This is a genomic window from Synechococcus sp. A10-1-5-1 (assembly GCF_023115425.1).
Taxonomy (GTDB): Bacteria; Cyanobacteriota; Cyanobacteriia; order PCC-6307; family Cyanobiaceae; genus Vulcanococcus.
Genome location: NZ_CP096032.1, coordinates 2,303,644 through 2,330,245 on the forward strand (window position 1 = coordinate 2,303,644; position 26,602 = coordinate 2,330,245).

Below are 26,602 nucleotides of genomic sequence, written 5' to 3' on the forward strand. Positions count from 1 at the left end.
AGGCCGCGTCTAGTCCGTACTCACCAGTTGCAGTTGGTGGCCGTCTGGATCACGCACCTGCAGGCCCCTCCGAAACCCCAAAACAGATGCCTGATCGCTGCTCAGGGTGTGGATACCGCCGGAAACGAGAGACCCGCCGAAAGCTTCGAGGCCTTGGCTGATTGAATTCAGATCAGAGACTTGCAGGCGGATTTGCCAGTGGGCGATGTCCGCTGCTGATTGATCCGCCGGGATGGGCCGGCCCCCGGTGGGCTCGATGTAGTTCAGGCATTCGATGCCCGCTCCCCTTGGGCAGCGGTGGGCACTGATGTGGACCTGCGTTCCCTCCAGGCCATCGAGCTGGTCCTGCTCCAGACCATGGTTGACTCCATCGCCCCCGAAGCGCAGTCCGAGCAGTTCCCCGTAGAACGCCGCACTGCGGTCGGTATTGGCGTTGGCGATGGCGCTGTGATCAATGCCCAGGAAGGTTCTCCCCGGGTGGTCTGGATGCCAGCGGGCATCCCCTTTGCCCTTGGGGAACTGCAGCAGCTCGAGGCAGTGCCCTTCCGGGTCATGGAATTTGTAGGCCTGAATTCCGGCCGCTGCCTGGTTCCATGCGGGCAGGGTTTGCGGGGCCTTGGAGATGGCCTGCAGCACGCCGGCTTGGACCTTGGCGCTGATCGGGGCGGCCGCTTGAGCCATGTCGGCGACCACGACGCAGATGTGTTGGAACCAAAGGTCACAACTTCTTGAGTCCTGTGGAATCGGCCGTCCTGGCCGTAGCTCTGGTCCCAGTTTCAGTACCTCAGTTAATTCAAGTTGCTCCTCGCCCAGTTGCAGGCGATGCAGACGCAAGCGGCTGCCGGCTAAGCCGATCAGTTCTGCATAGGGACCGCCATGGATCTCAACCGACTCCACTCGGCGGCAGCCCAGATGCTGTTCGTAAAAGTGAGCCAGGGTTTCAGCATCGCTGCAGCTGAAGCCGACGTTGGCGACCTGGGGGAGAGTGCTCATGCTGTCTCCCCAAGGGCCGAGGCCGCCGATGCAGCAATCGCTGCATCGAGATCGGGCGTCATGCCTGAGACCCCGATGGCACCGATGCAGAGCCCTTGAACCAGCAGGGGAAGACCACCGCCCATGGCGACGGCTGACTCTTTGAAGACTCCCGCCAGCTGCAGGAGTGCAGGCCGATGGCCGTTGATGGCTGCTTCTTGATCGGCTGTTGGTTTGCCGTTGAGGGCGGCCATGCGTGCTTTGGCCATGGCGACCGAGGCGCTGGAGGGACTGGCTCCATCGAGGCGGATCAGGAGGAGAGGGTGGCCGCCGGCATCGCAGATCGCCAGGCTCACCGTGGCCTGATGTTGGATGGCCATCGTCTCGGCTACCGCGGCGATGCGGCGGCAGTCAGCAAGCTCCAGGGTGGGGACAATACGCATGGCTCCTTACCTCCAGACAATCCTCATGAGCCAGAGGTGTCCTTCGAGTTCCACCCCAGCTGCCGCTGCTTCGAGATCATCCCGGCTCAGACGCAGGGTGGCTTCGGCCTGGTGCTTCACCAGATCCACGCCGCTGAATTGGAACCCCTGCTGGGCCCCGAGTTCGGCGATGGCATCGAGGTTCTGGCAGCTGCTCAAGCGCTCCAGCAAGGCGGGATCGCCTTTCGCTGTTTGGAGGAAGGTCTCAAGTTGGGGATTGGCCATTGGTTGCGTTGGAACAGTGGGTCTTCAGCGTTGCCAGGTGGCACCGCGCGTTCCCGTGAACAGGCTGTAGATCGCCGTTGAGGCGCAGATGAAGAGGCGACTACCGAAGCGATCGCCAAAGCAGAGGTTGGAGACCCGCTGGGGGACCAGTACCTTGCCGATCAGTGCTCCGTCGGGGGCGATGACGTGTACTCCATCAGCTGCACCGCACCAGAGGTTCCCCGCTTCATCGACGCGGAACCCATCAGCCCAGCCAGAGCTGATTTTGTGAAAGACCTCTCCGCCGCGCAGTGTTTGGCCATCGCCATTGACGGCGAAGCGGCGGATGTATCGGCGTGGCTTGCTGGCACCAGGTGCTCCTGATTCCGCGACATAGAGCAGCTGCTCATTGGGAGAGAAGGCCAGCCCGTTGGGTCCATCGAAGTCGGTGGCCACCACGGCTGCAACGCCACTCTCTGGATCAAGGCGGTAGAGGGCTGGGGGCTGCTCGGAGTCTTGACGTCCCCCCTCGTAGTCATTGAGTAAGCCATAGAGCGGATCGCTGAACCAGATGGAGCCGTCGTTTTTCACCACAAGGTCGTTGGGTGCATTGAGGCGACGGCCCTGGGCTTCTTGGATCAGGGTTGTGGTGCTGCCGTTGTGCTCAAGTCGGGTCAGCGAGCGGCTGCGGTGATGGCATTGGATGAGCCGACCCTGGAGATCGCGGGTCTGGCCGTTGGCGAAGTCCGAAGGCTCCAAAAACGTGCTGACCCCATGCTCTTCGCTCCAGCGCAGGGTGCGGTTATTGGGAATGTCATTGAACAGAAGGCAGCGCTGATCTCCAAACCACACCGGGCCCTCAACCCAGCGGAAGCCAGCCGCGAGCTGCTCCAGTTCAGCGTTGAAGAGCACCAGCTCCTCAAATCGAGGGTCATAGGCCTCAGTCCAGTGACTGGGTTTTGAGGTCGGCATGCCTCTGGGGGGTTACTGCGCTGGGATCGGCGGCAAGGGGACGCCAGGCCCTAACTGGATGAGTAGCAGCACCGCTGGAGAGTCGCCAACAGTCCAGGAGCGGTGGCCCCGTTGGCCATTCCGCTCCTTGGTGTGTTGATCTGCTCCGAAGGAGACCATCCCAGGACCCATCTCAACCTTTTGACCGTCCATGGTCTCGACTCCCCAGCGTCCTTGAAGGGGGACGATCCACTGCGGTGCTGGATTTTCATGCCAATCCCCCTCCCAGCCAGGAGGAAGCACTGTGAACAGCTGTGTCATCGCACCGCTGGTGCGTTCGCCGATCCATTGGGGACTTGCACCCCTGCTGATCACATTCATCTCAAGGCCTTGAACGAGACCTTGGCTTTGGTGGCTCATGCCCTGCGAATCAGTCCAGACATGCCAGTAGGGAATGGATGGTTGCTGCACCGTGCCGCCGGGTTGTGCTCATTTCAAAACTAGTAACGCTGCGTCCTTTGTCATCACCTCACAGGACTGTTGCAGTCTGCGGCGCGAATCAAGCTCGATCACTAGCTTTTTCGTAGTCCGGTAGTTCCTTTGAGTGTCATGGCCAACGCAAACCCACGGGCACTTGAAACCCTTTCCAATTTCCTTCAAGGAAAGGTGATTATTGTGACGGGCGGAAATAGCGGAATTGGTAAATCGATTGTCGAAACGGTGGCCCGGCTTGGCGCCAAGGTCGTCATCGATTACCGCTCCCATCCTGAGGCTACGGAAGAGTTGGAGGCGGAAATTGGCGAGCTGGGTGGCTGTTCCTATGGGGTTCAAGCTGATGTGGGCAAGTTGGAGGATCTGCAGCGCTTGATCCAAGCGGCTGTGGAGCGCTATGGCCGCATCGATGTCATGGTCAACAACGCTGGGATCGAGACCCGTACATCGATCCTGGACACCACTCCAGAGGATTTCGACAAGGTCCTCAATGTCAATCTGCGTGGGGTGTTCTTCGCCACGCAGTACGCCGCCAAGCAGATGATTGCTCAGGGCAGCGGCGGGCGAGTGATCAACATCTCCTCGGTGCATGAGGACTGGCCGATGCCCAACAACACCCCCTATTGCGTGGCCAAGGGTGGTGTGCGGATGTTGACCCGAACCGCTGGCGTGGAGCTGGCCTCCAAAGGTGTCACGATCGTGAATGTGGGTCCGGGCGCTGTGGCGACGCCGATCAACGACTCGACGATGAACAACCCGGAGTTGCTCGCGAAGCTCAATGCCGCGATCCCGATGGGGCGGATGGCCCAGCCCGATGAAATTGCCAAGGTGGTGGCCTTCTTGGCGAGTGATGCCGCCAGTTACATCACGGCCACCAGCATTTTTGCCGATGGCGGAATCATGCAGAGCAGCCCTGGTCTGTAAGCGGTGGTTGCTTTTGAAGTGATCTCACCATTCAGGTGTGAGCCAACCTGTTCATCATCAACGCTCAGCGCTATGTCGCGATTTGGATTGGTTTGATTTTTGAGCCGGTGCATTGCCTTGCCGTGATCTGATTCGATTTCAGCGGCATCATGGGCTCGGTTTGAGAGCACGGCAGTGGTTCTGCGCACCCGCGAGTTGATCCGCAACCTGTTGCAGTTGTCCCTGTTGGGTGTGCTGGTGGGTGTGGCCTGCTGGCCGTTCAACATGCTCGACCGCTGGCAGGACCAGCTGCTCAACCTGCTGCCAGCCTTTAGCGGCGAGGAGTGGACGCCCGCGGCGTTGGCATTGGCCTGCTCACCGCTCGTGGTCGTGCCCGTGCTGCTGCTCTTGCAACGGGGGATTTGGTCGCGGGGAGCCGGCTCTGGCATTCCGCAAACCATGACCAGCATTGAGCATCCCGCTCAGGCGTCCGCCCTGCTCGGTTGGGCGCCCAGCCTGCAGCGCTTGGCGCTTTGGGGGATCGCCAGCTTGGCCTTGTTGCCGATTGGCCGGGAGGGACCGGTGGTGCAGGTTGGCGCCTCCGCGGCTCATTTTCTGCGTAAGCGTTTCCCCAATTGGTTCTATGGCTTGGGGCAGGCCGAGCTTTTAGCTGTGGCCGGTGGCGCTGGTTTGGCCGGTGGTTTCGATACGCCGCTCTTGGGGGTGGTGTTTGTCGTCGAGGAGTTCATCAGTGCGTTCTCCTCCACCTTGATCTGGCCGGCCATGGTCGTTAGTGGCATGGCCGCCTCCTTCAGCAACCTGGCCGGTCAGCCGATGTTTGCCCTGGGCACCGTCGGGGTGGAGCCGATGGAATTGGCCCAGGTGCTTTGGGCTCTTCCCGTCGGCCTGCTGGGTGGTCTGGTGGGAGCAGCCTTTGCCCGCTTGCTCTTGGCTGGTACGCGCCGCGGTGTGGGGTTGGCTCGCCGTTATCCGATTCGTCTGGGCCTTGGGGTCGGTGCCTGCCTCAGTGTCTTCCTGTTGGTGAGTGGCGGAACCGGCGGCGGAGACGGGGAGTTGCTGATGGGCCGCCTGCTGTTTGGTTCATCCAATGGCGTTGAGCTGCCCCACGGGTTGTGGACCGATCTGATGACACTCCTCTTCCGAGTGATTGGACCGGTTTTGGCCCTCTCCACAGGGATTCCCGGCGGATTGATTGACCCCTCATTCACCTTTGGTGCGGTGATGGGCCAGGTGATTGCAGATCTCGCCGGTTTGCCCCAGCTCTTTTTGGCCTTGGGCATGGTCGCTGGGCTTTCCGGTGCGACCCAGCTACCGGTGATGTCGGTCCTCTTTGGTATTCGCTTGGCGGGCGATCAGCAATTGCTGCCGGGTCTGCTGGTGGCTTGCGTCTTGGCGGCCTATGTGAGCCGTCAGTTCGTCACCAAGCCGATCTACCACGCGCTGCATGCTCTCTCCGGGGACGCTACGAAGACGTCTCCGTAATCACCAGGGCTGAGCGCTCCCGGGTGGCAATCATCCAGAGCCATTTCGTCAGCAACGTCAACCGGCTTTCGTTCGCAGGCATGAAGGCCAAATGGGCGAAGCCCCAGAGGATCCAGCCCAGGGTGCCGCTGAGCTTCAGGCCCCTCAGGTTGGCCACGGCAAAGAGCGGACCGACCACCGCCATGCTGCCGAAGTCAGTGAATTGGAAGGCAGGATTGGCTTGGCTTTGGCACTGGGCCAGGATGTCCTTGGCCACCCAGCCCCCCATCTGCACCGCCGGACCAGCCATGCCGGGGAGGGGTTTGCCATCGCGGGTGTGGCTGTAGCTGCAGAGGTCCCCAATGACGCGGATCTCGCCGTGGCCCTTGATTGAAAAATCGGGCTCCACCACCACGCGGCCGCCCCGGTCCACCTCGCAGCCAGTGCGTTCGGCCAGCAGCTTCCCGAGGGGGGAGGCGGCGACACCGGCGGTCCAACAGATCGTGCTGGCCTCCAGGCTGACTTCGCCATTGGGCGTTGTGACCACGACCTTGCCGTCGCTGATGTCCTTGACACGGCCCCCCAGCAGGAGCTCCACGCCTTTGGCTTTGAGGTGGTCTCCAGCCGATTGTGAGAGCTGGGGATCCATCGCCCGCAGGACGCGATCACCGGGATCCACCAGGGTCACCTTGCAGTGGGTGGGATCGATCTGCATGAAGTCCCGCTCGAGGGTGTGCCGCATCAGATCGTTGAGGGATGCCGCCAGCTCACAGCCGGTCGGCCCACCGCCGATGACGACGACGGACTGCAGCCACTTGCGCCGTTCCAGGTCAGGGGTTTGCTCGGCTTCCTCCAGGGACTTGAGGACCTGGCGCCGGATGGCGTAGGCATCCTCCAGGGTCTTCATGGGAATGGCTTCACTGCGCCATTCGTCATGGCCGAAGTAGCTGCTGGTGGCCCCGGCCGCGAGCACGAGGTGGTCGTACCTGTAGCGGCGGTTGTTGAAGACCACCTCCTTCTCATCGGTATTGATGTCCTCCACTTCCCCCATCAGGATTTGGATGTTTTCGGACTCGCCCAACATCACGCGCAGGGGGGAGGCGACATCGGTCTGGGAGACCAACCCGGAGGCCACTTGATAGAGCAGCGGCTGGAAGAGGTTGAAGTTGCGCCTGTCGATCAGGGTGACGCGAACGGTCTTTCCCGCCAGCACGTGGGCCGCCCGTAGACCGGCGAATCCGCCTCCGACGATCACCACATGGGGTGCTGTTCGCAGCAGTTCAGACGGTGGGGTTAGCTCGAGAAAGAAACGTTCGGGAGCCATCGGCCAGCGGGTGCTGATTTCAAGCTATCCACGGTTTTCAAAGCTGGCCTAGAGCCCCAGCCGCACTTTCACGGAGCCTTCCGGTTTGACCTGAACCTCCATCGGTTGGTCTTCGCCCACCCTGACCTGCATGGGTTTCTTCTCACTGACCTCAACCCGGATGGGTTTGGGGTGGCTCATCTTCAGCTGAATCGGTGCGGCTTCTGTCATCCGAACCTGCACCGGTTGCTGCATCAGCAGCTCGTGTTGCATCGTCCCGCCCACCGCTAAGGGATTGTCAAAGTTCACCTGCAGCCGCAGCTGAATCGGATGCTTGCTGCTCCGAGCGAGCAGGACAAAAACCATGGCTCCAAGCAGGAGCACGGTGACAGGCCAACGCAGATCCAACAAACGCTTGTCCATCGCGTCAGTCAAGCGCGCTCTGAAGGATTAGTGCTCAACGTCGTCCCAATAAGTCATCCCAACTGGGTGCACTGCTGCTGGATGGAGGTGAGAGGGGTCTCTTCTGATGAAGAGCGCGCTCGCCGTTTTGGTGTGGTTGGTTGGCCTGTTTAGGTGCGGTTGTTTGTTCTTTGAGTTGGGGCATGGAATCAAACCGGAATGGGATATCAATTCACGCAGCAGTTGCTGTGGCCGCAAGATAGTTCGGATTGTTTGACTGGACCAGCTGCTGATGACAACCCAGCCTGTCGTCATCCTGGGCGGATTTTTGATTGGTGTTGAGGCCTATGAGCCGATGCGCTGTTGGCTTGAGGATTCCCTACAGCAGCCTGTTGTTGTCGTTCCTGCGACGCGGCTGGATTGGTTGTTGACGGCAACAAGCTGGGGTTGGCGTCGTCTGCTGGATCGCACGGCTGCCCTGGTGGAGACCGCGGCTGGGCAATCCACCACGGGCAAGGTGACTTTGATTGGCCATAGCTCGGGCGGGGTGATGTTGCGCCTGCTGCTTAGCTCAGATCCCTGGATGGGACGCTGCTATGGCGCCCAGCGTTGGGTCGATCGCCTTTACACCTTGGGCAGTCCCCACACGGCGCTTCGGGCCACGGCGATGCGCGCCTTTGTGGATCAGCGCTGGCCGGGAGCCTTCTTTGCTCCGGCCGTTGACTACGTCGCCGTGGCGGGGGAGTTGGCCTTGGAGGAGGGCTTCGACTTGAGCCGTCGGGTGGCCAAGCGCTCGTACACCGCCATCAGTGGCAAACCGGAGGCCCCTGGGGACGGCTTGGTTCCGGTCGGTTCAGCTTGCTTGGACGGATCTCAACAGCTGGTCTTGCCGGGAGTGGCCCATGGCGGAGCCTTTGGACCGCGGTGGTACGGCACTCCAGAGGTGGTGGAGCGCTGGTGGAGGGGTTGATCCAGCTGGATCAATTCATAGGACCAATGACAACTGAGGGCGGCCAAGAGGCTTTGGCGATCTCCAAAGATCCGGAGCATGTTCGTTGCGTCGCTCCGCCAAGGCTGGGCCCAGCTGAGGAAGGCGCTGCGGCAAAGGATGCGACCGGGTGCGCCAAAAAGCACAGCTAGCGGTAGCGGTAGCGGCCGGCGGCCTGATTGCGTCAACCTGGGTGGACCTTGCCCGATCGAAGCGATGCACCGTCGCGCGCTGCTGCTGCTCTTGGCTGGAGCGGCCACGACCACCGTTGCGGTTGGACACAGTTGGGCCCAGGTGGCGACCCCGCCCCCCCTGAGTACGACCCGCTTCTTAGCGGTGGGTGATGTCGGCAGTGGCAATGTCCACCAGCGGGCCGTGGGCACTCAGATGGCTGCGGTTCATCGCCGCAAGCCCGTCGACCTGGTGCTGCTGGCGGGGGACAACATCTACCCCTCAGGAGACATTCGCAAGGTTCAGTCCACCTTCTTGCGCCCGTACGCCGCGTTGCTGGAGGCCCAGGTGCCCTTCCATGCGGTCTTGGGGAACCACGACATCCGCACTGCTAACGGCAATCCCCAGGTGGCCTACAAGCCCTACGGCATGAAGGGGCGCTTCTACAGCGTCCGCCGCGGCGAGGTCGAATTTTTCATGCTGGACACCAACGGCAATGCCCCCTGGACGTCCCAGTTGTCCTGGCTGCGTTCGGCCCTAGCCAAGAGCAACGCCCCCTGGAAAGTGGTGGTGGGGCATCACCCGATTTACTCCTCGGGTCTCTACGGCAACAACCCGGGACTGCGGGGCAAGTTGAGCTCCTTGATGCAGCGCCATGGGGTGCAGCTCTACATCAATGGCCATGAACACCACTACGAGCGCAGCAAGCCGATCGAGGGCATCACCTATTTGATCGTCGGCGGTGGCGGCGCTTATCTCCGCCCGGTGATTGCCACACCCCAATCTGCCAAGGCGGTCAGTGTCTACAGCTTCGCGGAGTTGGAGGCGGGGCCCGACAGCTTGACCATCCGGGGCTGGGACCGCGACGGCAAGCTGATCGACCAGGGCGTGATTGCCCGGCGTTAACGCTGCTCCAGTCGCTCCAGGCTGGGGATCAATGCGGCAGCAGCGATGAGCCCCAGGCTCAAGATCAGCAGGGCCGGGATCAGGGCGGCGCCCACCCGTTCATCACTGGCGTACTGGTAGACCCGCACCGCCAGGGTGTCGAAGTCAAACGGCCGTAGGGCAAAGGTGAGGGGGAGCTCCTTCACCGTGTCGACAAAGACCAGCAGGCTGCCCATCAGCAAGGGGCCCCGCAACAGCGGCAGATGGATGCGCTGAAGCACGCCCCCCCAACCCTGGCCGAGGGAGGTGGCGGCTTCATCGACGCTGGGCGGGATCCGCTCGAGGGCAGCGTCGAGGCCGCCTTTGGAGACCGCGAGGAAGCGATCGACGTAGCCCCAGGCCAGCAGCAGCAGAGGCGCCAGGGCCAAGGGACCACCAATCAGCATCAGAGCCAGGGCCAGAACAGTTCCGGGGATGGCGTAACCCAGCCCCGCTGCGAAGCTCAGTCGGCGGATGCCGGCGTTTGGAATCCAACGTTTGGCAATGGACAGCACCAGGCTGACGATCACCGTCAAGACGGCCGCGACCAGGGCCAGGCCAAAGGAGCGCAGCCCGAGCTCCAGCAGTTCGGCGCTGTCCTCGCCTTGGAGTTGGTCCCAACTGAAGGCCGCCCAGACCAAGGGAAGCCCCAGGCTCAAGAGTGGTGGAGTCAGGCAAAAGAGTTGGCTCAGCCAGCGCTGATGCCCTTGAAGAGTCCAGCGCTGTTCCGGTTCACGGCCTGCGCTGATGGTCCAGCAGCGGCTGCGGCGTCTCAGGGTCCGCTCTGCACCCACCAGCAGGCCGACGATCACCAGGGCCATCAGGGCCAGGGCGACCGCTGCTTGGGGATCCCCCTCTTGCTGCCAGCGCATCAAGATCCCGGAGGAGAGAGTCGGTACCCCGAGCAGCTGCACTGCTCCGAGTTCGTTCACCACTTCCATCCCGGTCAGGGAAACTCCCGCTCCGATGGAGGGCAAGGCCATCGGCAGGGCGACCCGCCAGAAGCTTCCCCAGGGGCCCACCCCGAGACTTCGGCAGGCCTCCAGCTGCCGTTTGCCACTGACAGAAAAGCTTTCGGTGGAGAGCAGGAAGACATAGCTGTAGGTGCTCAGCACCATCACCGCCAGCGTTGGGCTGAAGCCATAGATGCGGTAGCCGAAGCGACTGCCCAGGTCAATCAAGGTGGCCGCCAGCAAATAGCTAGGAGTGGCCAGGGGCAGCAGCTGCGCCACCCGCAGCAGGCGGCGTCCGGGAAACTCGCATCGGGCGGTCAGCCAGCCCGTCCCTGTTCCCAGTCCAGCGGCCAGCGCCCCCACCAGGACCACCAATCCCAGGGTGTTGCTCACCTGAAGCGGACCTTCCTCCCCAAGGCCCAAGCTCTCGATGCCAGCGCCGCTGAGGGCAAACCAAGTCAGTCCGACCACAGGGGCCAGCGCCGCTGCACAAACCAGCAGGACCCCCACGCTGAGCAGGCTCCGCTGCGGCAGTTGTCCCCGTGCCAATGCTTTGCCTGAGGCTGCGGGGCAAAGCCTACGGGGCAGGGATGTAACCAATGTCACAGCACGAGGTGGCGAATGATGGGCCCCTCTCCAGAGGGCGTTGAGGCTGGGCATAGTTCCAGAATTGCTACCCCTTCTGGCCTTGGCGTTTCAGCGTCTTCGTTCCTCCATCTCGCCTGAGCGCCTGGCTTTGGCCACCTTGCTTGGGGCCACGGCAGGGGCTGCGGTGCTCACCTCCCTGGCGAAGGCCAACAGCCAGGAAATCGGGGTCTACTCCGGCCGGCACTACAACACCGATAAGGCGCTCTACAAGCAGTTCACCCAGAAGACGGGGATCAAGGTGAAGTTGCTGGAGGCGAAGGATGACGCCTTGATTGAGCGGATCAAGCGGGAAGGTGGCAACAGTCCTGCTGATGTGCTGGTCCTCGCCGATGCGGCCCGCCTGGATAAGGCTGCCGATGCCGGGCTGTTCCGTCCCAGCCGTTCCGTGTCCCTCAATCGGGACGTCCCCGCCAACTTGCGGGATGCCAAGGGGCTTTGGTTCGGTTTGACCCGCCGGGTCCGGGTGGTGGTGGTGAACCCCAAGGCCGTGAACCCAGGCAGCATCCGCAGCTACGCCGACCTGGCTAACCCGGCCTTGAAAGGTCAGCTCTGCCTGCGCAATCGCAAGAGCGTCTACAACCAGTCCCTGGTGGCTGATCAGATGATCCTGCGGGGTGACAAGGCTGCATCGGCCTGGGTCAAGGCCATGACCGCCAACGTGACGCAGCCTTACTTCAGTTCGGATACTCCCTTGATTCGAGCGGTCGCTAATGGCCAGTGCGGCGTCGGCCTGGTCAATTCCTATTACGTCGCTCGGATGTTGGCTGGGGGCAACGGGTCGTCCGATCAGCAGTTGGCGAATCGGGTGACGGTTCGCTTCCCGGATCCCGCCCACGTGAACATCACCGGCGCCGGGGTGGTCAAAACCTCCAAAAACCCGGAAGCGGCATTGCGCTTGATCGAGTTTTTGGCGTCGCCGAGCGGTGGTCGCGGTTACGCGGAGGCCAACAACGAATACCCCCTGCGGGGCTTTGGCAACAACGCGGTCCTGAAGCGCCTGGGGACGTTCAAGGCCGATGGCGTTTCGGCGCAGCAGATGGGAGCGAAGAACAAGGCTGCCGTGGCCTTGATGCAGGCCGGCGGTTGGCGCTGAAGCGGCAACACGAAAGTCTGAATCTCATTAGCCAGTCGTTCCCGCGGCTGGCTTTTTTGTTGCTACGAACACAAAGCATTTGCAGTTGGTAGCTGCTATTGAGAATCGCTTGCAAAAGGGGGCGCTTCTTGTTTATCTTGCGACGCATTCGCAACTAGCCCGTTTTCGGGGGTCATGTCCTTCCGCTTCCTCCCTGATGCCCCTGCCAGTGCCGTGCGGATGCCGGTGGGTCAAACCGTCTTGCTGGACCCCGCGCTTCACGCCGGCGGGAGCTGCATTGAGGTCCTGGAGGGCATGGCCCGTGTCTATTGCCCCTGTGAGGAGACCGAAGGGATGACCTTGGCCTTCTTGCAGCCTGGCGATCAGCTCCGCACCGATCGGCTCTGCAGTGAGGGTGTCTGTGTGGAGGCCTTGACCCCGTTGGTCTTCAGCAGTGACGCCCAGGCCGCGGGTGGTAGCGGTTTTGATCCCGTCAATGAGTGGACCCTGCAGCTGCTGCGCATTCGCCACCTGGGTACGGCTGAGCAGCGCTTGCATGCGCTCTTGAGCCTCTTGGTTCATCGTCTGGGTCGCCGCTGCGGCGACTGGTGCGACCTTCCCTTCCGCTTGACCCATGACCGGATTGGCGAGCTGATTGGCGCCACCCGGGTCACCACGACCCGGATGATCTCCAGGTTTCGTCAGGCCGAGCTGCTGGAGGCGCCAGTGGGGGAGGGCGGCCTTCGTCTGGCTCCTGCTCTGGTCGACTCTGCCCCTCTTTCAGGAGGGTTCTGACTCATGCAGCACATCCTTGACCCTCGGATCTCAATTAGCGCGCTGGGATCGCTGTGCCGCGAAGCACAGGGCTTGAGGTTGCGTTTGGTCCGGATCGACGAGGACCAGGAGCGGTGCCAAACCCGGGCGCTCTGCCTTCGGTTGCAGCGGGAGTCCGAGCACTTGCTCTCGCGTTTGGCCGAGCTGGGCCGGATCGCCACTTGGTTGCAATCTGCGCCCGTGGCTGTTGATGAATTGAGCCTGGCTCTGTTTCAGGAGTTGTGCTGGCGGCCGTTGCCCCGTCGTTAGGCCACCGAGGCTGGTGTGCTCTGGCCGGCGGCCAGTTCTCCATCGATGACCAGGAGCGCCGCGGCGTCGGAGTGCGTGAAGGCAATGCGATCCAGCAGGTGGGCCGCGCGATTTTCCGCATCGATTTGCCCCTGAACCATGGGATCGAGGAAGACGGTGGTGCGGACATCGCCACTCCGCTCAGCCATGGCGTAAAGCTGATGCAAGGAGGTGGTGACCTCGGCTTCCATTTGGAAGATGCCGCAGAAGACCTCTTCGACGCAGCTCCAGCTCTGGCGTGGAGCGCTGAGGGGTTCAAGGGCGACTGACTGGCCGCGGGCAATGAGATAGTCCGCAAACAGGCCGGCGTGGTGCTGTTCTTCGGTGGATTCTTGTTTCAAGAAGGCGCTGAAGCCCCGTAGGCCGCGCTCAGCAAACCAGATCGAGAGCGCCCAGTAGGCGGTGCTGGCTTGGCGCTCCATGGTGAGGTGCTCTTGGAGGGCGCCGAGAAGATCGGCGGCCATCGGCTGAGCCATGGCCCGCCCAGCTGGCCCACGAGCAATCGCTTGATTGCTATCTCCGCGAACGATGGATTGGGTCATGCCTTAACGGGCGGAGCTAGCTGCAAGCTACGGGCTCCATTGGGGTCATGCAAATCGGCCCTGACAATGGCCACTGCTTGCGCAAAAGAGAATCGATTGCAATAAGATGGGTCCATTGAGATCCAGCTCGTTTCGACCTGATGGCCCAATCCATTGGCCCTTCTTCGGATCTGCCTCCTCAGCCCCAGCGCAGGGTTGAGGCCTGCGCCAAGAAAAAAGGCTGCAAGCAAAAGAAGTGCTCGAAATGGAAGGGCGGCAAGTGCCGCTGCGGAAGGGACTAGGCCGTTAGGTGCCTCTTGCGCTGGGGGCTGATCAGTTCTTCCCTGGCGAGTGCCTCAGGGGACTGGCGTTTCCAGGCTTCGACCCCGCTGAGAAGGGCTGAGGCCATCAGCAAAAAAGAGAAGCCGCGCCGCAGATGGCGATCGCTCAGATGGGGGGCAAGCCGTTGACCGACCACAGCCCCCGCTGCCCCCCCCAGCAGTAGAGGGATCAGTAGAGGCAGGCTGGCCTGTGGCCAATGGCCGAGAGCGGCCAGGGCTACCAGCGCGTTGACGGCGATCAGCAACAAGCTGGTGCCGCTGGCCAGTGCCATCGGTAGGCCCGCCAGCAGAACGAGCGCTGGAACGATCGCGAAGCCCCCGCCGACGCCGGCGATGCCCGTGAGAAGGCCGATTAAGAGACCCTGCAGCAACAGAAGTGGTTCGGCCGCTGGACCTCGGCCTCGATGGGGTTGGGCTTGGCTCCGGAGGAGAAGCCATGAGGCCAGGACCGCCGCAATGGCAAAAACGCTGAGTTGAACGGCTTCTGGGATCAGGCCAGCTTTGACCCAGCTCCCACCGATCCAGCTCCCGGCGAGGGCCGGGAGCCCCAGGAGTAGGGCCTGCCTGGGGGCGAACTGGCCGCGGCGCAGGTAAGGCCCCAGATTCGCGAGGGCCAGGATCATCACGACGATTAAGGAGAGCGGAACGGCCTCCCGGGTGGGCAGGGCGGCCCCAGTGACCAACAGAGGCAACAGCAGGATTGAGCCCCCGGCCCCCAGGACGGAGAGCAAAAAGCCAATCAGACCTCCCCCTAGTCCCAGTAGGACAGCGGCGCTCAGGCTGATCACAGGGACACCCGGTTCCAGGGCATCACGGCCAGCAGCCTGGCCATGCCGCAGAAGCCGCTGACACCGGCGAAGGTCAGGCCTGCACCCACGAACCAGGTGAGGGCAATCCAGCCGGGGGCAACGGTGTTGCTGAGGATCAGGCCCAGCAGGATCAGCGATCCAGCGGCGATTTGCACCTGACGCATCAGCGGCAGGGGTGCATTTTTGAGTTTGCGTACGGGGAAGCCGGCCCCTTGCCAGCTGGGCAGTCCCCCCTGCAATTCGCTCAGGGGGTGGGGATGGCCTTGGGCCATCAATTGGCTCAGGCCGCGATTGCTGCGTTTGCCGCTTTGGCAGACGAGCACCAGAGGGCCCTGGGGAAGATCCGCCTGCAGGAGTCGATGGAGTGGGACGTTCAGGCTGCCGCTGATGTGACCGCTGGCGTACTCCATTGGTTCGCGGACATCAATCACGCTGACGCGTTTGGCGGTGAGTTGATCGGCCAGGTCCTGGGCGTTGATGGCTTGGGCGTGGGTCATGGGATCGGGTGCTGTGGTGCGAATGGCGATTCAGTGGTTTACGGAGCCAATGAGCGGGTAGCCCTCGTCGCTCCAGCGCAGGAGGCCGCCGCGGAGATTGGCGACCCGCTCAAAGCCGGCCTTCAGGAGCTGTTGGGTCGCCAGGGCTGAGCGACTCCCCGCATGGCAGACCACGACGAGGGGGCGCTCGCCGGGCAGTTCCCCCTGGCGCTGCTCCAGCTCCGGCAGCGGGATGTTGAGGCTGGTTTCGATCCGGCCATCCGGCCCGTCCACCTCGTCCTCAGAGCGGACATCGAGAACGGTGACGTCGCTGCTGTGTTCAGCCAGCCAGCTGGGGAGGAGCTCGGGTAACCCAGCAAAGCTGCGCTGAATCGGGGCCCAGTGCTGAACGGGCTGCTCCTCTGGCGGCTGGCCCGAGCGCATATTCCCGGGGAGGGCGATGGCGATCTGGCCCGGGTGGGGGAGCTTCATGTTGGTCATGTGGCCAACGAAGTCCCGTTCATCGGCTCCCCCACCCAGGCGTGCGTTGAAGGCTTTCTCCTCGGCGACCGAGGAGAGCGTGCGGCCGGTGTAGTCGTGGCCGGGGTAGAGCAGGCAGCTGTTGGGCAGGCTGAAGATCTGCTCGGTGATCGAACGCCAGAGGGTATGGGGGTCTCCCTGCTGGAAGTCGCAGCGACCGCAGCCTCGAACCAGCAGGGCGTCGCCGGTGAACGCCGCCGACTGGTCGTCGAGGACGTAGGTGATGTAGCCATCGGTGTGGCCAGGGGTACTGCGCACGTGCAGGTGCCGACCGCCAAAGCTCACCTGATCCCCGTGCTGAAGGGGGAGGGTGACGTTCTTGGCTCGTGTGGCCTTGGCCAGGCCGATGGCGCAGCCGGTGGCTTGCTGCATGAGCCAGCTGCCGGTGACGTGATCCGCGTGGGCATGGGTATCCAGGGTGGCGACCAGCTCGATGCCCAGCTCTCGAATCAAGGAGAGATCCCGGTCGTGTTGTTCAAACACGGAGTCGATGAGCACGCCCTGGCCGGAGGCGACATCGGCCAGTAAGTAGGTGTAGGTCCCTGTCGTCGCATCGAACAGTTGGCGATGCAGCAGGGGGTGCCCGCCTGCTGCATCCAGGAGCACGATCGGGGATGGCGCGGTGGAGACCATGGGCCCCTCTTCAGTCTTGTATGACTATAAGCGCATAAAGCCTTTGTGGTCACGTTGTCTTCTTCTGGCCGAAGGCTTGGACGACGGCGCTCTGGCCTTGGTGGAGGGGGCCTTCCTCGATCCAGCGTTCGGTTTCCTGCAGTGCGAGCCAGGTCAGCCCTTGGAGTTCCTCTTGGAGTTGCGCCGCTGTGATGAGCAGCTCCGGGTTGGGTGGTCCGCCGGTTCCGTGCTGAAGCTGGCCTGGGTTGTAGGCCTCGAGGATCAGGTGCCCGCCGGGCTTCAGGGCGTCAACGGCGCGCCTGTGAACCAGGGCGCGCAGTTCCGGCTCGAGGTGCATCCAGATGGCGACAACGAGATCGACGCTTTCGGCTTCGGGGGTGAAGTCCCGCAGATCTCCGCAGCTGCAGAGGAGCGTTACCCCTTTTTTCTGTGCAAGCTGTTGGGCTTTCTCGAGGCCGATCGGGCTGAGGTCTTGGGCGGTCACGCGATGCCCCTGTTGGGCCAGATGAACCGCGTTGCGACCACCCCCTTCAGCCAGGCAGAGGGCATCCCCAGGGGGGAGAGCTGCCGCCTTGGCTCTGAGGAAGTCGTTGGGCTGGGTTCCGTAGGCGTAGTGGCTCTCGCGGAAGCGCTGATCCCAGAACTCCTGATCCATTGACGAGGCCAGGCATAATGCGTCTATCGTCATACAGCATTGCAATGGGTGCCTCGGGCGCAATGCCCTCCCAGGAGTTGCTGGAGGAGTTCAGTCAGTTTTTTCGGCTTCTGAGCGAGCCGGCTCGGCTGCAGCTGCTCTGTCACCTCAAGCTGGGTCCAACCGATGTCGCCTCATTGATCGAGGCCACGGGGTTTTCCCAGTCCCACATCAGCCGGCAGCTTGGTCAGCTGCAGCGGGCTGGCTTGGTTCGCTGCGAGCGCGAGGGGACGCGCACGATCTGGCAGGCGGATGGCGATTTGGTGGATGACCTCTGTTCCTTGGTTCAGAACAGGCTCAGGCAAAGGCTTCAGGCCCAGCTGGATCAGCTTCAATCGGCCTAAGGGCGGATTGAGCTTGCGCGTCCTGTTCTCAATGCTTAAGCGCCCCTTGATTTTTGTTTGATCGGCGGTAATCGGCGTAGGTTGGTCTTCTTCGGTAAAGGGGGCGATGCAGGTCACGCACCGGTCTGAGGACAGCGTCCAGATCACGATGAGCCGCGAAGAAGTGGCGATGCTTGTCGATCTCTGCCATGCGGCGGCCTTCTCCGACCTCCTGCCTCAGCGCCGGGAGTCCCAGGTTCGGGTTCAGCGCTTCGTCTGGGACGTGCAGAACACCCTCTTTGATGCGGCCCAGTCGGTTTGGCGGGCCAAGCGTCACTTGACCATGCCGGTGCCCTCAGCTCAGCGCCGCTCGTCCGTGGCGGCTTGAGGCCTAGAGCTTCTCAAGCAGTTCTTCGGCTAATGCCTCAGCGCTGCTGAGCGCCCCCTCGATCCGGCCAAAGCCGTCACCTGACAGGTTGTCGCCGCAGAAACCGATGGCGCTGGCAGGGCAGACCCGATGGCTGGGGTCCAGGCCTGGAGCGATGGGGAAGGCGGCTCCCCAACGCATCAGTTGTCTTGCGGCTCCTTCGAGCGGCAGTTCAGTCAGATCCGTGAGGGCCTGGGCAAGGGCATCCAGCACGCGGGTTTCGGCGGAGGGATCGGGTTTGGCCCGCAGCAGTTGGGCCGCCGATGAGCGTGAGCCATAGATATCGAGATGGTCTGCGGCAAAGGCGGGACTGGATTCCGCCACAACCGCACAGCGCCCATCGGCAAGCGGTTGAACGCTGATCCGGCGCAGTCCCCAACGCTCCTGTGCGGTTGGGGTGCATTGCAGCAGTCGCCAAGGAAGCGCAAGCCAGGCGCTGGCGGCCTCCTGGGGAAGGGTCACCAGCAGGTTGCAGCTGGCTTGGGCGTCGATCGAGGCCAGCTGGGCTTGGGCCGCGTCTAGCTCGGGGTCAGCCAAACTCCGGGCTGCTTGCTCAAGCGGGATGTCGTCCCAGCCAAAAACCTGCTGACTACGGGGATGGGCCAGGAGGGTGCCGCTCAGCACAAGCCAGCGGGCCTTCACCAAGGCCCCGCCCGCGTCGTCTTGCAGGGTCCAACTCAGACCGGCATCCAAGCGCTCGGGCCTCAGGTGGCGTACCAGCGTTCCAAAGCGTCTGCGGAGTGATCCGCCCTGTTCCATGGCCAGCTCCAGCAGCTGTGCACAGAGCTGATCCATCGCTCCATGGCCCTGCCAGAGCGTGCCGTCGCTGAATCCATCCTCAATCGCAGAGCCCAGTGTCCGCTCTGCATCCAGGCTCCGAATGGGTCCGCGGAAGGGGCTGATCGCAGCACGTTCCGCGAGTGCGTTCAGCAGGCGAGGAGGGGTCTGGGCTCGAATGTTGAAGAGCGGCGCCCCATGGTTGATCCGCAGGTCTGGGTCCTGGCGGGAATAGCGGGTCGCGGCACGCCCCCCGGGCCCCCGGCCGATCTCCAGCAGTTCGATGGAACCGCGCCAGCCACGGCTACGCAGTGATGCCGCAAGCGCACAACCCGACACCCCTGCGCCAACGATGGCGAGATCAGCGTGCGGGGTGGCTGAGGGCAACGGGATGGAGCAGAACTTGTCCATGCTGGGTCTTTGCTTGGGCTGTCGTGGCGGAAGGGGCGGATCAATCCATCACGGCCGCGGCTTTGCTGGACGAGGAGGGGCGCGTTCGAGCGCAGGGAACGGGCATCCAGGCGACGGACCTGCTGGGCTGCTGGCAGTTGGAGCAGGTCTGGCCCAAGGGGAAGCGCCAGGCGGCCCAGTTCTCCGGTGTTCTGTTGCGGGGCCTGGCGGCGCAGTTGGAGATCCGGGAGCAGGACGGGGACCTGCAACTGCGAAACAGCGTGCGGCTGGGCGGGGTCGAACTGTTTTTCGAGGGTCCAGGAACACTGACGGGGCGACGCCCCCTGCTGCAGTTCCAGTTCCTGCGCATGGGATTACGCGTCGCCGGCCGGCAGTGGTGGGGGCGTGCGCTGCCTGCTCCGTCTCCCCAGCGGATGCCCTTTTTTGCCTTGATCTGCCGTGATTCGTCCGGTTGGCTGGCGGCCCGGGGGCGTGGGGGCGGTCTCGCCCAATGGCGGCTCTCTCGCCAAGATGGGCGGAGTTGAGCGCTGGATGGGCGATGGGGTGCCCCCGCTGCGGGAGTTGGTCGGTGAAATCCGATCGGAGCTTGGGAGGCCGGATGGTCTGCGGCCGCTGCGGCACTCCCCTCGATGGGGTTGCCCAGCGGGGCCGGGGTCCGATGCCCAGGCTCTCCGGGATGACCTGTCAACCCTGGCGTGTTGGCTTGATTGCCTTGGTTGCTTTGGCCGCATTGTTTGCCGCCTGGAATCCCCGCCAGCCTGTTCCTCAGCAACGCACCCCGGCTTCCCAGGGGTTCCTCTGACCGGTCAGGGTGGGGGTGTTAGCGCGACTGCTTATCGATGGCCGATGCCCCTTATCTGATCGTCCTGGCGTTGCTGGAGCAAGGAGGACAGAGGGCGATGCCTTTGCAGGGAAAGTCCCTGCGTGAGGCCTTGCCGGCAGGCGCTGATCCGGGCGAGGTGGGGTGCCAACAGGCCTTGGATTTGTTGGTTCGCATCTGGCAGCGCAGCGACCAGGGCAGCCTGCGTCGCGCTGCCGGTGAGCAGAGTCTGTTGATGGTCACCGTTCCCATTGAGTCACTGCAAGATCAGCTGCCGGCCCTAAAGGCCCAGTGGCTGAGTGACGGCGACACCGCGGCTTTGATTGCTGCCTTGAACGACCTAGGCAGTGGACTGTGGTCGCTGACCATGGAGCACCGCCAGCCCCTGGCCTATCAGGCGTTGGGGTAGGCGTTCAGTTGTATTCGCCGGGCATGTCGTTCTTCAGGACGGTGACCCGGTCGAATGTCTTGCCAGAGACCCGCAGCAGTTCATCGCCGGAGAACTCAAAGCCCAGCTTCAGTCCGATCTGGGCGACGTCATCGGCGGTGGCGGCTGCCAGGACCTGCTGCTTCAGGGGTTCATCGGCCTGGACGCGTGCCAGGAAAGCCTTCAGTTGATCGAGCGACATGGCAGGGCCGGGCCGACTGGCGCACCAGTCTCCCAGAGCCTCAGAGCCAGTGATGGGGGTAGTGCTCAGCACCCGGCTGGAGGCGGCTGTAGGCCACGGCGATCAGCATCATTACCAGCGAGCCACTGAGCACGGGCATCCAGATGAAGCTGGGTTGAGCCTTGAGCAGGACCCCCAGCAAGGCCACGGCCCCCGCCGGTGGATGGAGGCAACGCAGCACTTGCCCCAGGGCAATGGTCAGGGCCACGGCCAGACCCATGACCCAAGGGCCATCACCAAGGGCCATGACGCAGCTGACGCTGACCACGGCGGCCAGGGTGTTTCCCAGCACCACATTCCGCGGTTGTGCCAGGGGACTGGAGGGGTGGCCAAAGAGCAGCACGGTGGAGGCGCCGAAGGGTGCTACGACCAGCGGGTAGTTGCTCCAGAGACTGATCAAGCCCAGGGCTGTGATCGCCAGCAGGGCCCCCAGCCAGGAACCGATGACCTGGCGCTGCTGGAAGCGCGGTTGATAGTCCCGTCCCCGTTGACGTTCTGACTGGATTCGCTTCCAGACCATCTCGTCTTCAGTCCAGATAAGGGTCCAGGAAAGACAGCGGTCGATTCATGGTTGCGGAGAAACCCAGCATTCCCCGATCCAGGTGCTGATACAGCAGAGCGTCGTCAGCGTCCAGCAGGTAAGTAGCGCCGCGTTGGGTGATGAAGTCGTCCTGGGGGACATAGGTCCGCCACTTCCCCAGCACCTCGGTCATGTTCCGCAGGCGGACGGTGGCCAGCTCAAAGGGCCGCTGGAATCCGTCGCCACCCGCCAGTCGGAACAGGGGACTGTCGAACCGTTGCGGCGCTGTGCGGTCGCCCGTGTAACCACGAAAGACCTCGCTCAAGGTTCCCGGGGAACCAATGCCGGCACACATCAAGAGCAATCCAGGCCAGGGCCCGCCTGGGGTCTGTAGGCCGGCGTAGAGCCCAAGGCCGCGGTGCAACCTGGGTTCAGCCTCCACCTTGAGGTTGCTCCGGGGAAAGCCGGTGAATTGGCAGAACCGCTCGGCTCCTGCGGCATCGCCAATGCCAATCGCCAGGGTCTTGATTCCCGCCTGCTCCAGCTTGGGCAGGGCCGGCGCCAGGGCCTGGGCGTATTCGAGCGAATCGAAATCTCCCAGCTGGGTCATCAGGATCACCAGCCGCTTGGAACCGGACTCCATCCCAGGGATTTCAGCGATCTCGTTCAGCAGTGCCTCAGGTGCTCTCATTTGTCCGTTGACATCCCGGTTGACATAGATCCCTTTGTCAACGCCGTACCCAACCGGTCTACCTCCATACAGACCTGGAATCGCCAGAGCATTCCCCCAGGTGCCGCCCCATCCAGGTCAGGCCTGAAGCCACCGTCTCCGGGTCCTTGGAGCTCATCGACAGCGCCCAGGATGTCGCCATCCGGGCCGCGTGCTCCGCCTCTTCCCTGGCGGTCCAGGCGGTGAATGAATCGCTCTGGCTCAAGGTGCTCGACGGGACTCCATCCGCTCAGTTTGGCGAGGCTCATCGACTCGCCAGCATCTGCTCCGCTTCGTTCGTCAGCTCATACAGGTAACGCCGAGCCTCCCGTGGATCGCGGCGTGACGCGACGAGTCCGTAGCCAACCAGGCACTTCACTCTTGTAATGGGGCAGACAGCTCTGGACTACCACTAATGGCGTGGGCATTCCGTAGAAGGATCAAAGTCATCCCGGGTGTCTCCATCAACCTCAGCAAGAGCGGGATCAGTGCTAGCGCAGGAGTTAGGGGCGCGTCTTTGACCTTCAGGTCAGATGGGATCTATCGGAATCTCGGTCTTCCTGGGACTGGGCTCTACAGCAGGCAAAAGGTAGGGAACTATGGAGGCGGAACTCCTGCAGACGAGCCCGACCAAGGTTTTTTGCCTGACGAGGGGTTTGATGAGACGGCACCTGACTACTCCTTCATCAGCGCGGATCCGCTTGAGGTCACCAGCGAGGGACTTCAAGGACTCCAGCAGGCAGTCATCGATGCCAACCGTCAACGAGATGAACTGAAGAGAGATGCCGCATCCATACGGGACTCGCTTTCTCTCATTCGCTTTGGAGCAATTCTTTCGAAGCTCTGCTTGGTCTATTTCCTTTTGCCTTCCCTTAAAAGGGCGATCCAGGCAGGGATCAAAGCGCGGCAGGACGCTCTCAGGGAAGTCAGCTCATCCATTGAGCTGTCTGTGGTCTCTCTTGCTGTGGAGATGGATGCCGAATGCCGTGCTTCATACCTGCAGTGCCAGCACTCTTTCGATGCGCTGACCCGCTGCGCGTCTATCTGGGACGTCACCTCAGGCAGTGATGTGGATCGTGTGAGATCTCGCTCTGCTGCCGCTATGAGCATTGAGCGATCGACCACCAAGTGCCTTCGTCAGGGTGTTCCTGGTATCTCCTCGCCAGAGTTGCCGTTGGTCTTCCTGAATCGGAATGGTGCAGACATCTACGTGTACCCAGGGTTCTTTGTCATGTACGAGTCACCATCTCGGATGGGAATCCTTGATATGGCAGAGCTTGAGGTCTCTTACGAGTCAACACGGTTTATAGAGACCGAGGCGGTTCCTCCAGATAGCAGCAGGGTCGGGGAGGTCTGGGAAAAATCGAACAAGGATGGAAGCAGAGACAAGCGTTACGCCGAGAATCGGCAGCTACCCGTCATGGAGTACGGCGAGATCACCTTCAGGTCAAGGTCAGGTATTTACGAGAAATACATGTTCAGTGATGCCAGACAAGCAGGGAGCTTCTTTGATGCTCTTCAGGGATTCAAGAGTCTTCTTTAGGACCTTTCGGAGCCAAGAGACTCGGTAAATCCAGCGGAAATAATTCCGATTGGGATTGCGATCACTGCAACACCACAGATTGCAGTTAAGGCAGCAATAAGTCGCCCGAAAAAGGTGACTGGATAAACATCCCCGTAGCCAACGGTTGTCACAGTCACGATTGACCACCACAGGCACCTTGGGATTGATCCAAACTGTTCTTGCTGGACGGGTCCTTCCGCGATATACATCAGAATGCTACTAACAAAGATGACGATCCCGGTGTAGACAGCAGAGATCTGTAGTTCTTCCTTCTTTGATGTAATTGCATGATTGAAATGCTTGATACTCTTTCTGAATCGCTTAGATCGCCCAATGCGACTTATTCGCGCAAGGCGAATGATGCGCAAGAGATATAGCTCTGGAGTTACGAAGCCCAAAATGGTTGGGGCAATTGCAAGCAGGTCAAGGATGGCAAGAGGGGTTAACGCATAATTCAGCGCGCCCCTTCCTCCCCCTCTTGTGTTCCTTCTTAGCGGGGCTACCCAGAGCCTAAGAATGTATTCGGTGAAGAACAGTACGGCAACTGCTATATCAAGCTTTGTCAGTAAGCTTCCATAGACGCCTCGTGCTATTGGCTCAGTAGAAATAACCGCCAGTCCAACCGAAAAGGCAATTAATACACCAATGGCTTTCCCAAGGTTAGTCGTCTTCTCCTTCTCCTCTCCCAGCCAAAGGAATAGCTTTTCACGAAAAAGACGCACAGCATTGATCGATATACGAATCCATTGTGTCGATACGGACTAGCGCGCGCCAGGTGCAAGTAAGAGCTGTAGTCGCAATCTCATCTCAACTCGTTACTGCTGCCGACTCCATCGGAGAAGCCATGGAGCTGGCAGAACGCACCGTCACCACGCTAGACGTGATCCAAATGCCTACCCACTCCTTGGTGACGGGCTGGCTCATGCCCATAGAGACTTCCTCCTCTGGCTATGGAGGGACCAAGGAGCCCATGTCCCTATGTCCGTGCAGAGAATTCCTTTGACCTTCTGAGGAAGGGCAGCTAGCCATCAACCTTCATGTCGCTTTTGGCGTCAGGGGTAGAGGACGGGCCCCGCGGCAGGAGCTGGAGTTACCACAGATAGCTCTGCGACTTGGGAATCTCGGCCCGGGGTTGCAAAGCTGATCCAGTGATCAGAGACCAGGGGCAGGGTCTCCATCACGGCACCCCTGGACATCTGGATTTAGGTGCCCGTAAAGCCAATAATGCAGTATCTGCATAACCGTGCCGTCCCGAAGTAAGCAACTCTGTAAAGGTCTGGCCGGGACGACTCCTTTTGATTCAGACTGTCAACGGAGGCCAGCCACCTTGCTCTTCCTTTATCTCTCAGGCAGGTTTGGCGCCTTGGCGGCTTGTTTGAGGGGTACTCATGTCTGCAGACGCCGCTGTAATCAAGGCGCTTGAGTTGCCGCGCTGGAGCCGCGACCTTTTACGCTTCCTTCCACTTAAAAGTCAGTTCTTACTCACCGGCAACGTCCGAGACCGCTATCCATGGAAGGACGCCGGCAAGGAGCGAGCACGACCATTGCCCCTGCAGGGTTACCTCGCAACCTTGCTACGCACCGTGGGGGTGAGCCATGTGCTCGCTTTCGATCCGGTCAACGGTTTTTCCATCCCCCTGGGAGAGGGGGTGGATCTGGCAGCAGAAATAGAAGCACTTCGCTTCCTGGATTTGAGTTGGAGCGCAACTGGGCGAGCAGCGGCCACGCCACCCCGGTTCTTCGAGCTACTGCCATCGATCCTTAACAATGCTGGCGACCGCATTGGTCTCCTGGCGGATTTCTCGTCTCGTTATCTCTGCCGGGTGGACCTGCCCACCGCCGATGAGCACTACTGGTTCACCACCGCTTTGGTGTTGTCCCATGAAGTGCGGTCCCAGCCAGTCGGACCTGATCAAACGCCACTCTTCAATCCGCTGCTGTGGATTGCCGATAAAGAGGGAGATCTGCCCCCCTGGTTGGTGGTCAATAACCCTCGCCTGCGGTCCATCACCCTGCCGCCGCCGGATCGCGCTAGCAGACGTCTGCTGGCCAGCACTCTGGTGGCTGGGCTACCGGGAGTGGCCCAGGCCAGTGCTGCTGAAATCAAGACTGCGGAAGCCACCCTGATCGAGCAATGCGATGGACTTCTTCTGGTCGACCTGGTTGCCATTGCTGAACTCTGCCGGAGGGAGTCGGTTCCACTCACTGAAATTGGCGATGGCATCCGCCGGTACAAGCTTGGCGTCACAGAAAACCCGTGGGCTTCTCTCGATCGCGAGCGAATCCGCAGCGCCGACGCGGTGATCGCCCGACGAATCAAGGGCCAAACCCACGCTGTTACCAAGATGCTTGACATCGTCAAGCGTGCAGTCATCGGTCTAACTGATGAGCGGGGCCGCCTCGGCCGCCCCCGCGGGGTGGCTTTCCTGGCAGGCCCTACCGGCACGGGCAAGACGGAACTCGCCAAGACCATCACCGAACTTCTGTTTGGAGATGAGAGCGCCTATATCCGCTTTGACATGAGCGAGTTCTCAGCAGAGCACTCAGATCAGCGTCTCATTGGTGCTCCTCCAGGTTATGTCGGTTATGACACCGGAGGTGAACTTACCAATGCCATTCGTGAAAAGCCTTTCTCGGTGGTGTTGTTTGATGAGATTGAGAAAGCTCATCCACGCATTCTTGACAAGTTCCTGCAGATACTCGATGACGGTGTGCTCACATCAGGGCAAGGGGAACGGGTCTACTTCTCGGAATCATTTCTAATCTTCACATCCAACCTTGGGATCTATCGCCGAGACGCTTCTGGCGAACGAGTCGCCAACACTAGCCAGGATGATGATTTCGAGATAGTGGAGCGGAAGGTTTCCTCAGAGATCGATCGCTATTTCAAGCTAGAACTTGGGCGGCCGGAGATCCTTAACCGGATTGGAGAGAACGTAATCATATTCGACTTTGTTCGCCCCGATGTTGCTGATCAGATCTTCTCGATGATGTTAGAGGCCATCATCGAGCGGGTTGTGCGGGCTTCCGGTCGAGAGGTTCGACTCAGTGATTCTGTTCGCTTGAGGCTGCATGAAATCTGCCTTAATGATCTTTCTGATGGCGGGCGTGGAATACGCAACCAGCTTGAGGCCCATCTACTAAATCCACTAGCACGTTTGCTTTTTGATGATCCCGGCGTTGGGCCTCTGCTAATCAACACAATCACTGTGGAATGTGGCCTCACCGTGCTGCACCCCGCTGCCGCAGTAGAGGGCTGATATGCAAGTAAGTCATTCTGAGACTAAGCAAACAATCAAC

Annotated in this window: 33 protein-coding genes; 15 read left to right on the forward strand and 18 right to left on the reverse strand. The window is 61.6% G+C overall.

What is annotated here, in order from left to right:
- Window positions 1-9 precede the first annotated feature (9 nt).
- The 5 genes from MY494_RS12470 to MY494_RS12490 are packed head-to-tail and all read right to left on the reverse strand — an operon-like array spanning window position 10 to window position 3,080.
- Entirely contained in the window at window positions 10-993 is a 984-nt protein-coding gene (locus tag MY494_RS12470) for a VOC family protein (protein WP_247910563.1), read from the reverse strand.
- On the reverse strand, window positions 990-1,415 hold the full coding sequence (locus MY494_RS12475) for a heme-binding protein (protein WP_247910564.1): 426 nt from the start codon (window positions 1,413-1,415) through the stop codon (window positions 990-992). Before MY494_RS12475 ends, MY494_RS12470 begins: the two co-directional genes overlap by 4 nt.
- A gap of 6 nt (window positions 1,416-1,421) precedes the next feature.
- Window positions 1,422-1,679, reverse strand: coding sequence for a Nif11-like leader peptide family RiPP precursor (locus MY494_RS12480; protein WP_247910565.1), 258 nt, complete (start codon window positions 1,677-1,679; stop codon window positions 1,422-1,424).
- Window positions 1,680-1,703: 24 nt separating this feature from the next.
- Window positions 1,704-2,630: an SMP-30/gluconolactonase/LRE family protein gene (locus MY494_RS12485; protein WP_247910566.1), complete on the reverse strand. Its 927-nt coding sequence runs from the start codon at window positions 2,628-2,630 to the stop codon at window positions 1,704-1,706.
- A gap of 12 nt (window positions 2,631-2,642) precedes the next feature.
- A complete protein-coding gene (locus tag MY494_RS12490) occupies window positions 2,643-3,080 on the reverse strand; it encodes a cupin domain-containing protein (RefSeq protein ID WP_247910567.1) in 438 nt (145 codons plus the stop codon).
- Window positions 3,081-3,218: 138 nt separating this feature from the next.
- On the opposite strand from MY494_RS12490, the gene MY494_RS12495 reads away from it, so the two are divergent.
- Both MY494_RS12495 and MY494_RS12500 read left to right on the forward strand, forming a co-directional pair.
- Window positions 3,219-4,025 carry an SDR family NAD(P)-dependent oxidoreductase gene (locus MY494_RS12495; RefSeq protein ID WP_247910568.1) on the forward strand — a complete coding sequence of 269 codons (807 nt, stop codon included), beginning with the start codon at window positions 3,219-3,221 and terminating at the stop codon, window positions 4,023-4,025.
- 174 nt (window positions 4,026-4,199) lie between these two features.
- Complete coding sequence (locus MY494_RS12500) at window positions 4,200-5,507, forward strand: chloride channel protein (RefSeq protein ID WP_247910569.1); 1,308 nt, start codon at window positions 4,200-4,202, stop codon at window positions 5,505-5,507.
- Here the strand turns inward: MY494_RS12500 and MY494_RS12505 are convergent.
- Complete coding sequence (locus MY494_RS12505) at window positions 5,488-6,810, reverse strand: NAD(P)/FAD-dependent oxidoreductase (protein ID WP_247910570.1); 1,323 nt, start codon at window positions 6,808-6,810, stop codon at window positions 5,488-5,490. The two genes, MY494_RS12500 and MY494_RS12505, sit on opposite strands and share 20 nt — an antisense overlap.
- A gap of 48 nt (window positions 6,811-6,858) precedes the next feature.
- The gene (locus MY494_RS12510; RefSeq protein ID WP_247910571.1) at window positions 6,859-7,224 is read right to left on the reverse strand and encodes a hypothetical protein; all 366 of its coding nucleotides are present in this window, start codon (window positions 7,222-7,224) and stop codon (window positions 6,859-6,861) included.
- 259 nt (window positions 7,225-7,483) lie between these two features.
- Here MY494_RS12510 and MY494_RS12515 point away from each other — a divergent pair, with 259 nt between their 5' ends.
- Window positions 7,484-8,161 carry a triacylglycerol lipase gene (locus MY494_RS12515; protein WP_247910572.1) on the forward strand — a complete coding sequence of 226 codons (678 nt, stop codon included), beginning with the start codon at window positions 7,484-7,486 and terminating at the stop codon, window positions 8,159-8,161.
- A 234-nt stretch (window positions 8,162-8,395) separates the two neighbouring features.
- Window positions 8,396-9,256 (forward strand): metallophosphoesterase, encoded by an 861-nt coding sequence (locus MY494_RS12520; protein WP_247910573.1) that lies wholly within the window; start codon window positions 8,396-8,398, stop codon window positions 9,254-9,256.
- On the opposite strand, the gene MY494_RS12525 is transcribed toward MY494_RS12520, so the two are convergent.
- Window positions 9,253-10,887 carry an ABC transporter permease gene (locus MY494_RS12525; protein ID WP_371820612.1) on the reverse strand — a complete coding sequence of 545 codons (1,635 nt, stop codon included), beginning with the start codon at window positions 10,885-10,887 and terminating at the stop codon, window positions 9,253-9,255. The genes MY494_RS12520 and MY494_RS12525 overlap by 4 nt on opposite strands.
- A 28-nt stretch (window positions 10,888-10,915) precedes the next feature.
- Here MY494_RS12525 and MY494_RS12530 point away from each other — a divergent pair, with 28 nt between their 5' ends.
- The 3 genes from MY494_RS12530 to MY494_RS12540 all read left to right on the forward strand — a co-directional run bounded on the left by MY494_RS12530 (window position 10,916) and on the right by MY494_RS12540 (window position 13,030).
- Window positions 10,916-11,968 (forward strand): extracellular solute-binding protein, encoded by a 1,053-nt coding sequence (locus MY494_RS12530; RefSeq protein ID WP_247910575.1) that lies wholly within the window; start codon window positions 10,916-10,918, stop codon window positions 11,966-11,968.
- Between the two features lie 174 nt (window positions 11,969-12,142).
- Window positions 12,143-12,742: a Crp/Fnr family transcriptional regulator gene (locus MY494_RS12535; protein ID WP_247910576.1), complete on the forward strand. Its 600-nt coding sequence runs from the start codon at window positions 12,143-12,145 to the stop codon at window positions 12,740-12,742.
- A gap of 3 nt (window positions 12,743-12,745) precedes the next feature.
- The gene (locus MY494_RS12540; protein WP_247910577.1) at window positions 12,746-13,030 is read left to right on the forward strand and encodes a hypothetical protein; all 285 of its coding nucleotides are present in this window, start codon (window positions 12,746-12,748) and stop codon (window positions 13,028-13,030) included.
- Here MY494_RS12540 and MY494_RS12545 read toward each other — a convergent pair.
- The 5 genes from MY494_RS12545 to MY494_RS12565 form a co-directional block, all read right to left on the reverse strand.
- Window positions 13,027-13,611 (reverse strand): ferritin, encoded by a 585-nt coding sequence (locus MY494_RS12545; RefSeq protein ID WP_247910578.1) that lies wholly within the window; start codon window positions 13,609-13,611, stop codon window positions 13,027-13,029. The two genes, MY494_RS12540 and MY494_RS12545, sit on opposite strands and share 4 nt — an antisense overlap.
- 277 nt (window positions 13,612-13,888) lie before the next feature.
- Window positions 13,889-14,710, reverse strand: a complete 822-nt coding sequence (locus MY494_RS12550; RefSeq protein ID WP_247912063.1) for a sulfite exporter TauE/SafE family protein — start codon at window positions 14,708-14,710, stop codon at window positions 13,889-13,891.
- 5 nt (window positions 14,711-14,715) lie between these two features.
- Window positions 14,716-15,237: a rhodanese-like domain-containing protein gene (locus MY494_RS12555; protein WP_247910579.1), complete on the reverse strand. Its 522-nt coding sequence runs from the start codon at window positions 15,235-15,237 to the stop codon at window positions 14,716-14,718.
- Window positions 15,238-15,267: 30 nt separating this feature from the next.
- The gene (locus MY494_RS12560; protein ID WP_247910580.1) at window positions 15,268-16,389 is read right to left on the reverse strand and encodes a rhodanese-like domain-containing protein; all 1,122 of its coding nucleotides are present in this window, start codon (window positions 16,387-16,389) and stop codon (window positions 15,268-15,270) included.
- Between the two features lie 49 nt (window positions 16,390-16,438).
- Window positions 16,439-17,044 (reverse strand): bifunctional 2-polyprenyl-6-hydroxyphenol methylase/3-demethylubiquinol 3-O-methyltransferase UbiG, encoded by a 606-nt coding sequence (locus MY494_RS12565; RefSeq protein WP_247910581.1) that lies wholly within the window; start codon window positions 17,042-17,044, stop codon window positions 16,439-16,441.
- Between the two features lie 44 nt (window positions 17,045-17,088).
- On the opposite strand from MY494_RS12565, the gene MY494_RS12570 reads away from it, so the two are divergent.
- Window positions 17,089-17,427: an ArsR/SmtB family transcription factor gene (locus tag MY494_RS12570; protein WP_371820613.1), complete on the forward strand. Its 339-nt coding sequence runs from the start codon at window positions 17,089-17,091 to the stop codon at window positions 17,425-17,427.
- Between the two features lie 106 nt (window positions 17,428-17,533).
- Window positions 17,534-17,794, forward strand: coding sequence for a hypothetical protein (locus MY494_RS12575; RefSeq protein ID WP_247910582.1), 261 nt, complete (start codon window positions 17,534-17,536; stop codon window positions 17,792-17,794).
- 3 nt (window positions 17,795-17,797) lie between these two features.
- Here MY494_RS12575 and MY494_RS12580 read toward each other — a convergent pair whose 3' ends face one another.
- A complete protein-coding gene (locus MY494_RS12580) occupies window positions 17,798-18,997 on the reverse strand; it encodes an NAD(P)-binding protein (protein WP_247910583.1) in 1,200 nt (399 codons plus the stop codon).
- Between the two features lie 47 nt (window positions 18,998-19,044).
- On the opposite strand from MY494_RS12580, the gene MY494_RS12585 reads away from it, so the two are divergent.
- The 3 genes from MY494_RS12585 to MY494_RS12595 are packed head-to-tail and all read left to right on the forward strand — an operon-like array spanning window position 19,045 to window position 20,250.
- The gene (locus MY494_RS12585) at window positions 19,045-19,545 is read left to right on the forward strand and encodes a hypothetical protein (RefSeq protein WP_247910584.1); all 501 of its coding nucleotides are present in this window, start codon (window positions 19,045-19,047) and stop codon (window positions 19,543-19,545) included.
- 44 nt (window positions 19,546-19,589) lie between these two features.
- Window positions 19,590-19,823, forward strand: a complete 234-nt coding sequence (locus MY494_RS12590) for a hypothetical protein (RefSeq protein ID WP_247910585.1) — start codon at window positions 19,590-19,592, stop codon at window positions 19,821-19,823.
- A 37-nt stretch (window positions 19,824-19,860) separates the two neighbouring features.
- A complete protein-coding gene (locus MY494_RS12595; RefSeq protein WP_247910586.1) occupies window positions 19,861-20,250 on the forward strand; it encodes a hypothetical protein in 390 nt (129 codons plus the stop codon).
- 4 nt (window positions 20,251-20,254) lie between these two features.
- Here MY494_RS12595 and MY494_RS12600 read toward each other — a convergent pair whose 3' ends face one another.
- From MY494_RS12600 to MY494_RS12610, 3 genes are read right to left on the reverse strand one after another with little or no spacing between them, the layout of a single operon-like run.
- A complete protein-coding gene (locus MY494_RS12600) occupies window positions 20,255-20,470 on the reverse strand; it encodes a Nif11-like leader peptide family natural product precursor (protein ID WP_247910587.1) in 216 nt (71 codons plus the stop codon).
- Between the two features lie 40 nt (window positions 20,471-20,510).
- Window positions 20,511-21,029, reverse strand: coding sequence for an HPP family protein (locus MY494_RS12605; protein WP_247910588.1), 519 nt, complete (start codon window positions 21,027-21,029; stop codon window positions 20,511-20,513).
- 7 nt (window positions 21,030-21,036) lie between these two features.
- Window positions 21,037-21,720 carry an AhpC/TSA family protein gene (locus MY494_RS12610; protein WP_247910589.1) on the reverse strand — a complete coding sequence of 228 codons (684 nt, stop codon included), beginning with the start codon at window positions 21,718-21,720 and terminating at the stop codon, window positions 21,037-21,039.
- Window positions 21,721-21,866: 146 nt separating this feature from the next.
- Here MY494_RS12610 and MY494_RS12615 point away from each other — a divergent pair, with 146 nt between their 5' ends.
- Entirely contained in the window at window positions 21,867-22,055 is a 189-nt protein-coding gene (locus MY494_RS12615; protein WP_247910590.1) for a hypothetical protein, read from the forward strand.
- A 98-nt stretch (window positions 22,056-22,153) separates the two neighbouring features.
- Entirely contained in the window at window positions 22,154-23,281 is a 1,128-nt protein-coding gene (locus tag MY494_RS12620) for a DUF4236 domain-containing protein (protein WP_247910591.1), read from the forward strand.
- Here MY494_RS12620 and MY494_RS12625 read toward each other — a convergent pair.
- Window positions 23,278-24,024 carry an ion transporter gene (locus MY494_RS12625; protein ID WP_247910592.1) on the reverse strand — a complete coding sequence of 249 codons (747 nt, stop codon included), beginning with the start codon at window positions 24,022-24,024 and terminating at the stop codon, window positions 23,278-23,280. The two genes, MY494_RS12620 and MY494_RS12625, sit on opposite strands and share 4 nt — an antisense overlap.
- Window positions 24,025-24,690: 666 nt before the next feature.
- Between MY494_RS12625 and MY494_RS12630 the strand changes: the two genes are divergently transcribed.
- A complete protein-coding gene (locus MY494_RS12630) occupies window positions 24,691-26,562 on the forward strand; it encodes an AAA family ATPase (protein ID WP_247910593.1) in 1,872 nt (623 codons plus the stop codon).
- Window positions 26,563-26,602: the final 40 nt, after the last annotated feature.